The organism is Actinomadura madurae (assembly GCF_047130825.1).
Lineage (GTDB): Bacteria > Actinomycetota > Actinomycetes > Streptosporangiales > Streptosporangiaceae > Spirillospora > Spirillospora madurae.
The window spans coordinates 4,413,616-4,428,000 of the sequence record NZ_CP083237.1; the positions used below are offsets into that span (position 1 = coordinate 4,413,616).

The window sequence follows — 14,385 nt, forward strand, 5'->3', positions numbered from 1 at the left end:
TTGGGCGTTCTTGGGGAGAGTTCGTTGCGGCTGCCGGAGCATCTGGAACCACTGCTCACCGACGAGCCGGTGCTCGACGTCTACTCGTACGGTCCGTGGCGCGTGCCGGACGGGCTGTTCGAGGAGATCGCGACCCGGATCGACGGGCTGGCGGCCGACCCGCGGGCGGTGGAGCTGACCACCGACGAGCACAAGCTGCTGACGCTGCCGGCGTCGCTCGTCACCGCGGAGATCTTCGGGATGCTGGCGTTCCTGCCGGGCGGCGGCGCGATCAAGGCGGGCTCGTGGTCGCAGCTGCCGGAGCGGCTGCTGCACCGGCACCTGGTGAACCCGGGGCCGCTCAGCACCCGGATGACCCGCTGGGACGCGCCCGGCGGCCGGTGGCGCCCGCCGGTGGACTGGCTGATCGAGGCGCCCGACCGGGAGCTGGCGATCGAGCTGGCCCGCGACTGCCTGTCGGTGCTGGAGGGCATCGAGCCGCTGGAGGAGCGCCGCAAGGCGCTGCTGCGGCTGTACGACGACCCGCCGGCATGCGACGTGAACCTGCCCAAGATGGAGCTGCGCGAGCACTGGCACGCGCACGCGGGCGACGACATCGTCGCCGCGGTGCCCGAGCTGCTCGGGCCCGTCGGGTATCTGGAGTGGGTGTGCGCGGGGCTGCTCGCGTCGTACGAGCGGCTGTCGGAGGCGGCGCCGCGCGACGAGAGCGTCGAGGTCCACCTGATCCAGCTGCTCCTCCAGGGGAGCATGGAGGAGGTCCCGGCGGAGCTGGCGGTCGCGCTGGGCGAGGACCGGTACCGCGAGCTCCAGCAACGGTTCCCCGCGGAGCGCCGCGGGTTCAAGGCGGGCGCGTGGCAGGAGCGGACGCGGGCGTGGCTCGTCCGGGCGCTGGTCGCGGGCGCCGCCGACGCCTGCCGCGGCTGGCTGGACATGGCGATGCGGTTCATCGCGGTCGTCCAGGGCCTGCCGGGCGACCCGTGGTTCCCGAAGTCGGAGTGGATCCCGGTCGGCCAGTTCCAGACGGACCTGCGCCGCCTGTACGCGCCGCGCCGCCGCGTCGTCAACCCGCTCACCGAGACGCTGCCGAGCCTGCCCGCGGCGGCCGACGGCGCGTCCGCGGGCGCGGCGGGCGGGCGTCCGGAGATCGCCACGTCGCTGGTCGGGCAGCCGGAGGTGACGGCGGCACTGGACGAGCTGACCCGCGGCAGCGAGCCCGTCCGGCTGCTGCTCAGCGGGCCCGACGGCACCGGCAAGCGGGACGCCGCGCAGGAGCTGGGCAAGGCGCTGGCGCTCGGCCGCGACCCGCACTGGATCACCGAGAACCTGTTCGCCGGGCAGCGCCTGTCGGACGCCGTCGCCCGGCTGCACGCCGACGCCCGCGACTGCGCCGGCGAGCGGCTGCTCATCATCGAGGGCCTGGACGGGATCGTCACCGACCCCGGCAACGGCGAGGCGCTGGCCGCCGAGCTGCACCGGCTGCTCGCCGTCCACCCGGACCTGAACCTGGTGGCGCTGTGCGACGCGGGCGGCGAGGACCGGATCCGCGACATCAACCCCGTGCTGCCGCAGCGGTTCCGGATCGCGCGGACCCGGCCGTTCACCGCGGCGGGCCACGCCGAGCTGTTCCGCCGGGCGCTGGACGCCCGCGGGGCGCGCGGGACCCGGCCGGCCGTGGAGGCGGCGGGCGCGCTGCTGGCGGCGACGCCGCCGGTGCAGACGCTCCGCAACGCCCGGCTGGCGCCGCATCTCGCCGACCTGACGGTCGCGGCGGTCCGCGCCCGGACCGCGCCCGGCGACGAGCTCGTCGTCCGCAAGCAGGACATCCCCGACACGCTGGACACCGCGCAGGTGCCCGGGAACCCGCTGGCGGAGCTGCGCGACCTCACCGGGCTCGACACCGTCAAGCACGAGATCGCGCTGCTGGTCGCCGGGACGCACGCGGCGCGGCTGCGCAGCGAGAACGGGCTGCAGATCACCCCGCCGACGCGGCACATGGTGTTCACCGGCAACCCGGGGACCGGCAAGACGATGGTGGCCCGGCTGCTCGGCCGCATCTACAAGCGGCTCGGCGTGCTGTCGTCCGGGCATCTGGTGGAGGCGTCCCGCGCCCACCTGGTCGGTGAGTACATCGGGCAGACCGCGCCCCGGACGCGGCGGCTGGTGGAGCGCGCGATCGGCGGCGTGCTGTTCATCGACGAGGCGTACACGCTGACGCAGTCGCCGCTGAAGGGCGACTACGGGCACGAGGCGATCGCCGAGCTGGTCAAGCTGATGGAGGACCACCGCGACGACCTGGTCGTGATCGTCGCCGGCTACCAGCAGGAGATGGCCGAGTTCCTCGCCGCCAACCCGGGCCTGGACTCGCGCTTCCCCAAGCAGATCCACTTCCCGGACTACACCGACGACGAGCTGATCACCGTGTTCGGGCAGCTCGCCGCCGCCGACGGGTTCGAGCTGGCGCCCGGCACCGCCGACGTGCTGCGGACGATGCTGCGCCGCGCGCCCCGCGGCCCGTCGTTCGGCAACGGCCGCCTGATGCGCAACATGCTGGACGTCGCCGTCGCGAACCAGGCGGACCGGGTCGCGTCCGCCGCCGTGTCGGTCAGGAAGGAGGGGCCGGCCGGGAAGGGCGCGTCCGGGAAGGACGGGGAGCCGGTCAAGGTGCCCAGCCGGAAGGAGCTGGTCACCCTGACCGCCGACGACCTGCCGCCGCTCCTCGACCACCCCGAGGAGTTCTTCGGGCTCTACCTCTGACCGGAGCTCTCCGGGGGGTGTGGGGGGTCGTCCCCCCACAGAGGCCCGAGCCGGTCGGCGGCGGCGAAGAGGAGGCTCTCGGCGCCGCGCCGGGCGACGAGCTGCGCCCCGACGGGCAGGCCGCCGACGGTCCCGGCGGGGACGGTCAGCGCGGGCAGCCCCAGCACGTTCCACGCGGACGTGAGGCTGACCAGCAGCGGGGTGAGGGGGCCGAGCCCGACCTCGGTGGCACCGATCGGCGGGGCGGTGATCGGCATGGTGGGCATGGCCAGCAGGTCGTAGCGGTCGAGCAGCGCGTCGACCTCCCGCGCGTGCCGGTCCCGCTCGCGCAGCGCCCGGACGAGCCGCCAGCCGGGCATCCGGGCGGCCTCCTCCAGGCGCCCGAGCGTCTCCGGCCGGTAGAGGCCGGGCGCCTCGGCGACCCGTTCGGCGTGCACGTCGGCCGCCTCGCTGAACTCGACGGCGAGGAACACCTGCCGGATCCCGGCGAAGTCGACCCGCTCGGCGGGCGCGTCCGGGAACAGCGCCCGGACGGTCCGCTCCACCTCGGGGTCGCAGGCGGGCGGCTCGATCCAGGCGATCCGCCCGTGCGGGGCGGCCGCGTCCACGGGCGCGGGGTCGGCCTCCGCGGGACCGGTCAGGGCGCGGTAGGCGGTGCGGCAGTCGGCGGCGGTGCCGGCGAGGACGCCCACGTGGTCCAGCGAGCGCGCCAGCGGGAACACGCCGTCGGCGGGGATCGCGCCGTGCGCGGGCTTGAATCCGGCGATCCCGCAGAACGCGGACGGGATGCGCACCGACCCGCCGGTGTCGGTGCCGAGGGCGAGCGGGACCATCCCGGCGGCGACGGCGACCGCGCTGCCGCTGCTGGACCCGCCCGACATCCGCTCCCGGTCGTGCGGGTTGCGCACCGGGCCGTTCACCGACACATCGCCGGTGCCGCCGAACGCGAACTCCTGCGTGCCGGTCTTCCCGACGATGACGGCGCCGGCGTCGCGGAGCATCGTCACGCACGCGGCGTCGACGTCGGCGACATGGCCGGCGTAGTGCGCCGAGCCCATCCCGGTGGGCAGGCCCGCGACGTCGATGATGTCCTTCACGGCGACGGGGACGCCGTGCAGCGGGCCCCGGTCGATGCCGGACGCCCGCTCCTCGTCCGCCCACGCGGCGGCGGCATCGGCGCCCTCCGGGTCCAGGGTCACGAAGGCGTTCAGGTCGGGGTCGACGGACTCCAGGGCGCGCGCGGCCAGCTCCCGCGCCGACGCCCGTCCCGAACGCAGGTCGCGGCCGATGCCGGCCAGCGTCCGTCCGGAGAAGAACCCGCCCATTCCGCCTCCTTGCCCGTCACCCGTACCGGTCTGCGTAGCATGGCAGACCGCACGCCGGCCGGGCCGCCGGACGCCCGAGACCTCCGCTGGTCGCTCTGCGTCGCCCATTCGTCGCGCAGCGTCAGCCTCTCGTCGCAGCCCGTCCGCCGTTCACCGACCGCCGCCCCGGAGCGGTGAACCTACGCGCCGGTACGAGGCAGGCTTCAACGCACCGAGGGGAGACGCCGGCACCGGTTCGCTGGGGGGCGGGGCGGAGGTCCGCCGATCAGCGGCGCGATCACCGCCCCTGTAACCGGCCGGCGTCCGCATCCAGGGTGGGGGGAACGAGGCCACGGCCACGCGCCGTGGCCTCGTTCGTGCGCGCGGGACGTTAGGCCCTGGCCCGGCGCGCGTTCCGATGATGGGCTCGCCGTGACGGTTCAGGACGCCGGTTCGGGGGACGTGATCCCCCCAGGGCGGTACGAGCACCGGAGGGACGCGCCATGGCCGAGTCCGTCGCCATGAACGATGACGACGTGAGGGAGATCGACGCATACTGGAGAGCCGCCAACTACCTGTCCGTGGGGCAGATCTACCTGCTCGACAACCCGCTGCTGCGCGAGCCGCTCGCCCGGGACCACATCAAGCCGCGGCTGCTCGGGCACTGGGGCACCTCGCCGGGCCTGAACTTCTGCTACGCCCACCTGAACCGCGCGATCAGGACCCGCGACCTGGACATGATCTACATCATGGGGCCGGGGCACGGCGGGCCCTCGGCGGTCGCGAACGCGTGGCTGGAGGGCACCTACAGCGAGGTGTACCCGGACGTCTCGCAGGACACCGCCGGGATGCGCCGGCTCTTCCGGCAGTTCTCCTTCCCCGGCGGCGTGCCGAGCCACGTGGCGCCGGAGACGCCCGGGTCCATCCACGAGGGCGGTGAGCTGGGGTACTCGCTCGCCCACGCGTACGGGGCGGCGTTCGACAACCCCGGCCTGGTCGTCGCCTGCATCGTCGGGGACGGCGAGGCCGAGACCGGGCCGCTGGCGGCGAGCTGGCACTCCAACAAGTTCCTCGACCCGGTGAAGGACGGGGCCGTCCTGCCGATCCTGCACCTGAACGGCTACAAGATCGCGAACCCGACGGTGCTGGCGCGGATCCCCGAGGAGGAGCTGGTGCAGCTCCTCGACGGGTACGGGTACCGGCCGTTCCTCGTGAGCGGGGACGAGCCGGCGTCCATGCACCGCAAGATGGCCGCCGCGCTCGGCCAGGCGCTCGACGAGATCGCCGAGATCCAGCACGGCGCGCGCACGGGGCGGGCCTCCGAGCGGCGCCGCTGGCCCATGATCGTCCTGCGGTCCCCCAAGGGCTGGACGGGCCCGAAGGAGGTGGACGGCCTGCCCGTCGAGAACACGTGGCGCTCCCACCAGGTTCCGCTCAGCGGCGTCCGCGACGACCCCGGGCACCTCGCGCAGCTGGAGGAATGGCTGCGCTCCTACCGTCCCGAGGAGCTGTTCGACGAGGAGGGCCGCCCGGTGGCCGCGCTGCGGGCCCTCGCGCCCGAGGGCGGGCGGCGGATGAGCGCCAACCCGCACGCCAACGGCGGGCTGCTGCTGAAACCGCTGACGCTGCCGGACTTCCGCGACTACGCCGTCCCGGTGGACAAACCGGGCACGACGGCGTCCGAACCCACCCGGAGGCTCGGGGCGTTCCTGCGCGACGTCGTGAAGGCCAACCCGTCCAACTTCCGGATCATGGGCGCGGACGAGACGGCGTCCAACCGGCTCGGCGACGTGTTCGAGGCGACCGACCGCGTCTTCCAGGGCGAGCGGCTCCCGACCGACGAGCACCAGGGGCCGTCCGGCCAGGTCATGGAGGTGCTGAGCGAGCATCTGTGCCAGGGCTGGCTGGAGGGCTACCTCCTAACCGGGCGGCACGGGCTGTTCAACAGCTACGAGGCGTTCGTGCACATCGTCGACGCGATGTTCAACCAGCACGCGAAGTGGCTGAAGGTCACCCGCGGCCTGCCGTGGCGGCGGCCGATCGCCTCGCTGAACTACCTGCTGTCGTCGCACGTGTGGCGGCAGGACCACAACGGCTTCACCCACCAGGACCCCGGCTTCCTCGACGTCGTCATGAACAAGAAACCGGAGATCATCCGGGTGTACCTGCCGCCGGACGCCAACACGCTGCTGTCGGTCGGCGACCACTGCCTGCGGTCCCGGGACTACGTCAACGTGGTCGTGGCCGGGAAGCAGCCCGCGCTGAACTGGCTGCCGATGGACGCCGCGATCGCGCACTGCACCCGCGGCATCGGCATCTGGGAGTGGGCGTCGACGAGTTCGCCCCGACCAGCCGACCCCGCCGACCACCACGGAGGCGGCGCCGACCCGGACGTGGTGCTGGCCTGCGCGGGCGACATCCCGACGCTGGAGACCCTCGCCGCCGCCGACCTGCTCCGGCGGCTGTTCCCCGAGCTGCGCGTCCGGGTCGTGAACGTCGTGGACCTCATGCGGCTGCTGCCGCCGAGCGAGCACCCGCACGGCATGCCGGACGCCGAGTTCGACGCCCTGTTCACCACGGACAAGCCCGTGATCTTCGCGTTCCACGGCTACCCGTACCTCGTCCACCGCCTCACCTACCGCCGCGCCGGGCACCCCAACCTGCACGTCCGCGGCTACAAGGAGGAGGGGACGACGACCACGCCGTTCGACATGGTCATGCTGAACGACCTCGACCGCTACCACCTGGTCATGGACGTCATCGACCGGGTCCCGTCGCTCGGCGGGCGCGTCGCCCACGTCCGGCAGCGGATGGCCGACCAGCGCCTGTTCCTGCGCGCGTACACCCGGGAGCACGGCGAGGACGCGCCGGAAGTGAGCGACTGGACGTGGCCGTACTGATGCGGGTCCTGACGGTCAACCCGGGGTCGAGCAGCCTCAAGGTGAGCCTGCTCGACCCCGACGGCACGGTCCTGGCGGACGACGCGGGCGCGGAGCACGAGCTGGCCGGGCTGGTCGGGGAGCTGCCGAAACCGGACGCGGTCGGTGTCCGGTTCGTCCACGGCGGGACCGACTTCACCGAGGCGGTGCGCGTCGACGCCACGGTCACCGCGCGGCTCCGCGACCTCGCCGACCTCGCCCCGCTGCACCAGCCGGCGTCCCTGGACGCGCTGTCGGCGGTCACCGAGGCGCTGCCGGGCGTCCCGGCCGTGGCCTGCTTCGACACCGCGTTCCACGCCACCCTGCCGGACGAGGCCGCGACCTACGCGCTCCCCCGGGAGTGGCGGGAGCGGTTCGGCCTGCGCCGCTACGGCTTCCACGGGCTGTCGTTCTCCTACGCCGTCCGCCGGGCGGGCGAGCTGCTCGGGACCGACCCGGCCGGGCTCCGGATGGTGGTGTGCCACCTCGGCGCGGGCGCGTCGCTCTGCGCGGTCGCCGGCGGCCGGTCGGTGGACACCACGATGGGCTTCACGCCGCTGGAAGGCCTGGTCATGGCGTCGCGGGCGGGCAGCATCGACCCCGGCATCCCGCTGTGGCTGATCAAGCACGGGCTGACCGCCGAGGAGGTGAACCGGGCGCTGGAACGCGACTCCGGGCTGCGCGGCCTGACCGGAACCGGTGACATGCGCCGCATCCGCGAGCTGGCCGCCGCCCACGACGTCGCGGCCCTCGCAGCCCTGGACGTCTACCACCACCGGCTCCGCGCCTGCGCCGCCGCGATGACCGCCTCGCTCGGCGGGCTGGACGCGCTCGTGTTCACCGGGGGCGTCGGGGAGCACGACCCGTCCGTCCGGATGCGCCTCGCCGAGGACCTCGGCCACCTGGGCGCCGCCGTCGACCCCGACCGCAACGCCGCCGCGGACGGGGACGCCGACATCACCCACGCGGACGCCGCCGTCCGCACCCTGGTCGTCACCGCCCGCGAGGACCTGGAGATCGCCGCGGCCGTCCGCAACTGCCTCCGTCCGGGGTGAGCCGGACGGGACATCTCCCCCTTGACCATGCAATTGTGGTGAACTGGTAGTTAGCCACAATAAAGTGTGATGGTGGACAACGCGTCGGGCGCTCTGGAGGGTGCTGCAGCCAGGAAGCTGGAGAACATCCAGGCGATCATCGGCGAGCCCTTCGCCCATATGGATGTCGACAAGTTCCTGGACACGCTCCTCGAACGGATCCGGGACGTCCTGGACGTGGACACCGCGACCGTCCTGCTCCTCGACAGGACGGGGCGCGATCTCGTGGCGACCGCCGCGCGGGGCCTCGAAGAAGAGGTCGTCCAGGCGGCCCACGTCCCGATGGGCCGCGGGTTCGCCGGACGCGTCGCCGAAGAGCGGCGGCCGATCTACATCGCCGACGTGTCCACCGCCGACGTGTTCAACCCGCTCCTGGTCCAGAAGGGCCTGCACTCCCTGCTCGGCGTGCCGCTCATCCGCAGCGGCACCCTGGTGGGCGTCATGCACGTCGGGACGCTCGCCCCGCGCCGCTTCACCGCGGAGGAAGAGGAGCTCCTTCAGATCGCGGCTTCCCAGGCGGCAATGGCGGTGCAGTCGATGCTGAGTCAGGCCGAACGCGCGGGAGCGCAGGAACTGCAGCGCAGCCTGATCCCGTCCGAGCTTCCCGACGTGCCCGGCTTCGAGCTGGCCGCGCGCTACCGTCCCGGCAAGGCGATCGTGGGCGGGGACTGGTACGACGTGTTCCCGCTCCCCACGGGCGAGATCGGCATCGTCATGGGGGACGTGGCCGGGCACGGGCTGCCGGCGGCCGTCGTCATGGGCCGGATGCGCAGCGCCCTGCGGGCCTACGCGCTGGAATCGGACGATCCGGCGGAGGTCCTGCACAGGCTCAACCGGAAGATGCTGCACTTCGAGCCCGAGGCGACGGCCACCGTCCTGTACGCGCTGTGCGATCCCGTCACGGGCCGGGTCCGGGTGTCCTCGGCGGGCCATCCTCCCCCGATCTTCGCCGCGCCGGGCTCCCCGGCCCGCGCCGTCGACGTGGCCTTCGACGTCCTGATCGGCCTGGACGAGGTGGCCCCCCGCCGCACCGCGACCGTCGATCTTGACCCGGGCTCCCTGCTGGGCTTCTACACCGACGGGCTGATCGAGCGCCGGGACAACTCGATCCTCACCGGCATCGAGAAGCTCTGCGGGGCGGCCTACGCGGGCCCGCCGGAGCAGGTCGCCGCCGCGGTGATGTCGGAGCTCATCGGCCGGGAGCCGGCCAGCGACGACGTCGCCCTCCTGCTGGTGCGCCGATCCGTGGCCTGAAGGCCGGCCGCTCCGCCGCCGGCCGGGCCGGCGGCCGTCAGCGGGCGCGGGCCCGGTTCTCCTCGTCCTCCAGGAGAGGGCCGACGCGGAACGGGACCTGGTGGGTCAGGACGATCGAGGTGGTGCTGCGGCGGACGCCGGGGCACGCCAGGATCGAGTCGATCACCTCGTGCAGCTGCTTGCCGTTCGGGGCGACCGCGCGCACCAGGAGGTCCCCCTGGCCGGTGATGCCGAGGACCTCCAGGACGCGCGGGATCGCCGAGAGCGCGACGGCCGCCTCGCGGAGCCGGCCCTGCGCGACCTCCAGCGTGACGAAGGCGGTCAGCTCGAAGCCGATCGCGCCGAGGTCGACCTCCCGGCCGCGATGCCCGATCACCCCCTCGCGTTCGAGCCGCTCGACGCGCGCGTGCGCGGTGTTGCGGGCGATGCCGAGCTTGGCGGCCAGCTCGGTGACGCCGATGCGGGGCTGCTCGACGAGGCGGCGGAGGATCTGGAGGTCGAGAAGCGTGGTACGGGTCACAATGCTCAGCTCCAGCGGGTGACTCGGTCCTGACTTGAGCAATCCGCTCAATTATCGTCCCGCCATCTTGCACACCGCTCAGCGGAACGTGCTCAATGCCAGCATGAGCACCACCGTTTCCTCCTCGCCGTTCCGCGACCGGCTCGAACTGGAGCGCGGGCGGATCGCGATCGGCGGCGTGCACGCCCTCGTCCGGCTGCTGCTGGACCAGCGGCGCGCGGACGCCCGCCGCGGCTGGACCACCGCCGGGTTCGTGTCCGGCTACCGCGGGTCCCCGCTGGGCGGCCTCGACCAGCGGCTGATGCGCGACGCGAAGCTCCTGGAGGGCAACGACATCCGGTTCGTGCCCGGGGTGAACGAGGAGCTCGCGGCGACCGCGGTGTACGGGTCGCAGCTCGTGGACCACCTTCCGGGGCCGCGCTACCAGGGCGTCTTCGGCCTCTGGTACGGCAAGGCGCCGGGCGTCGACCGGTCGCTGGACGCCTTCAAGCACGCGAACTGGCTGGGGACGTCCGAGCGCGGCGGGGTCCTCGCCGTGGTGGGCGACGACCCGTCCGCGAAGTCGTCCACGCTTCCCTCCGCGACGGAGGGCGCGCTCGCCGAGGCGTTCCTGCCCGTGCTCGTCCCGGCGTCGGTGGGCGACCTGCTCCGGCTGGGGCGGCACGGGTTCGAGATGTCCCGGTTCAGCGGCGCCTGGACGGGTTTCAAGGTCGTCACGGATGTCGCCGACTCGTACGAGACGGTGGACGCCGAGCCGGTGCCCGACCCGGTGCTCCCCGCCTTCAGCTGGCGGGGACGTCCGTGGCGGCCGACGCGCAGGCCGGGCGTCGACCTCAAGGACACGACGTCCCTCGAACCCGAGGTCCTGGAGGGCCGGCTGCGGGCGGCCGCGGCCTATGCCGCCGCGAACGGCCTCGACCGGATCGAGGGCGCCACCGGTGACGCGGCCGTCGGGCTCGTCGCCGCCGGGCGCACCTACCTGGAACTGCGCGAGGCCCTCGACCGGCTGGGCCTGGACGACGAGGCGCTCGCCCGGCGCGGCGTCCGGCTGCTGCGGCTCGCCATGATCTACCCGCTGGACGCCGACCGGCTCAGGGAGTTCGCGCGCGGCCTCCGCGAGATCGTCGTGGTGGAGGAGAAGCGGCCGTTCGTCGAGACGCAGATCCGCGACCTGCTGTACGACCTGGCGGAGCGCCCCGCCGTCCACGGCAAGCACGGGCCTGCCCTGGGTGGGGGGACGACCCCCCACACCCCCCGGGACGTGCGGGACGGCGCCGACCTTGTCCCACCGGACGGGAGCCTGGAGGCCGACCGGATCACCCGGGCCCTCGCCCGGTTCCTCGCCGACCGCGTCGGCGAGGAGCACCTCGACCTGCGCGACCCGGTCCTGGCGCCGCGCAAGCCGAAGATCGAGCTGCTCGGCGCCGCCCGCACGCCCTACTTCTGCTCCGGCTGCCCGCACAACCGCTCGACCGTCGTCCCGGACGGGTCGATCGCGGCGAGCGGCATCGGCTGCCACGTGATGACCGTCTTCCAGGACCGCAGCATCGGCACGACCCAGATGGGCGGGGAGGGCGCCATGTGGGTCGGCGCGGCCCCGTTCAGCGACACGCCGCACATGTTCCAGAACCTCGGCGACGGGACGTTCTTCCACTCGGGCAGCCTCGCCGTCCGGCAGGCCGTCGCGGCGGGCACCCGCATCACGTTCAAGATCCTCTACAACGCGGCGGTCGCGATGACCGGCGGGCAGGACGCCGACGGCGGCTCCGACCCGGCCGCGGTCACCCGGATGCTGCACGCCGAGGGCGTCGCGAAGATCGTCGTGGTGGCGGACGACCCGTCCCGCTACCCGCGCGGGACGGACTGGGCGCCGGGCGTCAAGGTCCGGCACCGCGACGACCTCGACGCCGTCCAGCGGGAGCTGCGCGAGATCCCCGGCGTCACCGTGCTGCTGTACGATCAGGCGTGCGCGGCCGAGACCCGGCGCAAGCGCAAGCGCGGCCTCGTTCCCGACCCGCAGACCCGCGTGCTGATCAACGAGGCGGTCTGCGAGGGCTGCGGTGACTGCGGCACCAAGTCGAACTGCCTGAGCGTCGAGCCGGTCGAGACCGAGTTCGGGCGCAAGACGCAGATCAACCAGACGTCCTGCAACAAGGACTACTCGTGCTTGGACGGTGACTGCCCCTCGTTCGTCACCGTCGTCCCCGGCGAGAAGAAGGCCCGTCCGGCACTGCCGCGGATCGGTGAGCTGGAGGAGCCCGCGTCCCGTCCCGAGTCGGCGGACGTCCTGCTCGTCGGCATCGGCGGCACCGGCGTCGTCACCGTCAACCAGGTCCTCGCGACCGCCGCGCTCGTCGACGGCCGCCACGCCCGCGCGCTCGACCAGACCGGGCTCAGCCAGAAGGCCGGCGCGGTCGTGTCGCACCTGCGGATCGGGGACGCCGGACGGGATCGGCCGGGCATGGTCGGAGCGGGCGGCGCCGACGCCTACCTGGTGTTCGACTCGCTCGCCGGGACCTCCGAGCCGAACCTGCGCCGCTGCGCCCCGGACCGCACCGCCGCGGTCGTGTCGACCAGCGAGGTCCCGACCGGGCGGATGATCGTCGACACGTCGGCGTCGCTGCCGCCCGGCGCGTCCCTCGTCCGGCGGATCGCGGACCGCACCCGCGCGGACCGGCTGGTCGCCCTCGACGCGCTCGCGCTCGCCGAACGCTGGTTCGGCGGCACGGCCACGGCCAACTTCGTCGTGGTCGGCGCCGCCTACCAGTCCGGGCTGCTGCCGCTGTCGGCGAAGGCGATCGAAGAGGCGCTCGCGCTGAACGGCGTGCAGGTCGAGGCGAACGTCCAGGCGTTCCGGGCGGGGCGCCGCCTCGTCCTCGAACCGGGCTGGGCGGCCCCGCCGGCCTCGGCACCGGCGACGGCCCCGAGGCCGCTGGACGCGACCGCGCCGGCCGCGCTGGACCTGGTCGACGCGTCGGGCGTGGAGGGCGAGCTGGCCCGCGTCCTGCGGATCCGCGTCCCCGACCTCGCCGCGTACCAGAACCTGGCGCTCGCCAGGCGGTACCTGGACGCCGTGCTGCGCGTCGCCAGGGCGGAGGAGCGGGCGGGCGCCGACGGGCGGCTCGCGGTCGCCGTCGCGCGCAACCTGTACAAGCTGATGGCCTACAAGGACGAGTACGAGGTCGCGCGCCTGCACCTCGACCCGGAGCTCGCCCGCCGCGCCGAGGAGCAGTTCGGGCCCGGCTCCACGGTCGCGTACATGCTGCACCCGCCGCTGCTGCGGGCGATGGGCATGGACCGGAAGATCGCGCTCGGCCGGTCGGCGCGCCCGGCGTTCCGCGCGCTGCGCGCGATGCGGCGGCTGCGCGGCACCCCGCTCGACCCGTTCGGCGCCACCGCCCAGCGCCGCGCGGAACGCCGCCTCGTGACCGGCTACGTCGCGGTCGTGAACGAGCTGGTCGCCGGGCTGGACGCCGGCCGCCACGACCTCGCCGTCGAGATCGCCGGCCTGCCGGACATGGTCCGCGGGTACGAGGACGTCAAGGCCGCGAACATCGCCCGCTACGAGGAGCGGCTCCGCGAGCTGCTCGCCGCCTGGCGCGCCGGGCGGTCGCCGAGCCGGGTGTGACGGTCAGGTGATCGCGCCGGTCACCGCGCCGACCAGCGCGATCACCACCATCTGCAGCGCGAGGAGCTTGGCGAGAGGGCGCGGCGCGAGCCGGTACTCGTAGCACTGCTCGACGAGCGTCCTCAGCTGGTCGCGCAGCCGCAGCCGCGGCGCGGAGTGCCGGGACGGGACGCCCCGGAACACCGTCGGCGGCGGCTGCTCCTCGACCGGGCGCACGAGGACGCTCGTCACGGCCCGGGTCGGCACGACCATCCGCTCCCAGTGCAGCGCGTCCAGCGGCAGCGGCTTCCCGTGCCCGTCCAGCTGGAAGATCGGCCCGCACAGGGTGATGAAGGGCACCTCGGGGCCGCGCCCCGCGGACTCGTCCCCGAGCAACCCCCGAAAGGTCGCGCCGCTGTTCAGCGTGATTTCCAGTTCGACCTCGCGTTCGGAATAGTCGGTGCGCAATCGCGTGCCCGGACGCACGGCCGCCGGAAATGGCCCGGGACGATTCTCCAGCCGCGCCAATACCGCCGCGGCGAGTGAGGACAACGTCAGGGAAAACGCGAGGTAACAGCAGACCGACCAGATCGCCTCCGGCGGGGAGATCCCCGGGGCGGCGCGCCCGCCGAGGAGGTCCCCGAGACCGAGCAGCGAGCCCTGACCCAGGGCTTCCAGCACGGTCAGGGTCACGGTCGTGATCAGCGTCCCCGCGATGAGGACCCGCGGGCACCGCGGGGGCACGGCCGCCAGGCGGGGTCGTTCCCGGCGCCCGCGCATCAGATCGAAATGCATGCCCGGAACGGCCGCAAGGGCCAGCAATGCGACGGGCACGACAATGGAAGCCTCGGTCATGGTCACCCCAGTCCGCCATCGGGGATCATGAGTTTCAGATCCTTTCAGTTGGACCAAGGAATCTCAACATCAAGACGGC

8 protein-coding genes are annotated in these 14,385 nt (G+C 73.6%); 5 read left to right on the forward strand and 3 right to left on the reverse strand.

Annotated elements, in window-relative coordinates:
• The first annotated feature begins 24 nt into the window (after window positions 1-24).
• Window positions 25-2,754: an AAA family ATPase gene (locus K8Z49_RS19960; protein ID WP_021594616.1), complete on the forward strand. Its 2,730-nt coding sequence runs from the start codon at window positions 25-27 to the stop codon at window positions 2,752-2,754.
• Here the strand turns inward: K8Z49_RS19960 and K8Z49_RS19965 are convergent.
• A complete protein-coding gene (locus tag K8Z49_RS19965) occupies window positions 2,745-4,079 on the reverse strand; it encodes an amidase (protein ID WP_412520236.1) in 1,335 nt (444 codons plus the stop codon). The two genes, K8Z49_RS19960 and K8Z49_RS19965, sit on opposite strands and share 10 nt — an antisense overlap.
• A 482-nt stretch (window positions 4,080-4,561) precedes the next feature.
• Between K8Z49_RS19965 and K8Z49_RS19970 the strand changes: the two genes are divergently transcribed.
• From K8Z49_RS19970 to K8Z49_RS19980, 3 genes are all read left to right on the forward strand, one after another.
• On the forward strand, window positions 4,562-6,958 hold the full coding sequence (locus K8Z49_RS19970; protein WP_412520238.1) for a phosphoketolase: 2,397 nt from the start codon (window positions 4,562-4,564) through the stop codon (window positions 6,956-6,958).
• On the forward strand, window positions 6,958-8,031 hold the full coding sequence (locus K8Z49_RS19975; RefSeq protein ID WP_412521105.1) for an acetate/propionate family kinase: 1,074 nt from the start codon (window positions 6,958-6,960) through the stop codon (window positions 8,029-8,031). Before K8Z49_RS19970 ends, K8Z49_RS19975 begins: the two co-directional genes overlap by 1 nt.
• A 69-nt stretch (window positions 8,032-8,100) precedes the next feature.
• Complete coding sequence (locus tag K8Z49_RS19980; protein ID WP_412520240.1) at window positions 8,101-9,324, forward strand: PP2C family protein-serine/threonine phosphatase; 1,224 nt, start codon at window positions 8,101-8,103, stop codon at window positions 9,322-9,324.
• 37 nt (window positions 9,325-9,361) lie between these two features.
• On the opposite strand, the gene K8Z49_RS19985 is transcribed toward K8Z49_RS19980, so the two are convergent.
• Window positions 9,362-9,844 carry an Lrp/AsnC family transcriptional regulator gene (locus tag K8Z49_RS19985; protein WP_021594611.1) on the reverse strand — a complete coding sequence of 161 codons (483 nt, stop codon included), beginning with the start codon at window positions 9,842-9,844 and terminating at the stop codon, window positions 9,362-9,364.
• A gap of 103 nt (window positions 9,845-9,947) precedes the next feature.
• Here K8Z49_RS19985 and K8Z49_RS19990 point away from each other — a divergent pair, with 103 nt between their 5' ends.
• Window positions 9,948-13,472 carry an indolepyruvate ferredoxin oxidoreductase family protein gene (locus tag K8Z49_RS19990; protein ID WP_412520242.1) on the forward strand — a complete coding sequence of 1,175 codons (3,525 nt, stop codon included), beginning with the start codon at window positions 9,948-9,950 and terminating at the stop codon, window positions 13,470-13,472.
• A gap of 3 nt (window positions 13,473-13,475) precedes the next feature.
• Here K8Z49_RS19990 and K8Z49_RS19995 read toward each other — a convergent pair whose 3' ends face one another.
• On the reverse strand, window positions 13,476-14,306 hold the full coding sequence (locus K8Z49_RS19995) for a DUF6338 family protein (RefSeq protein ID WP_256255304.1): 831 nt from the start codon (window positions 14,304-14,306) through the stop codon (window positions 13,476-13,478).
• Window positions 14,307-14,385 lie beyond the last annotated feature (79 nt).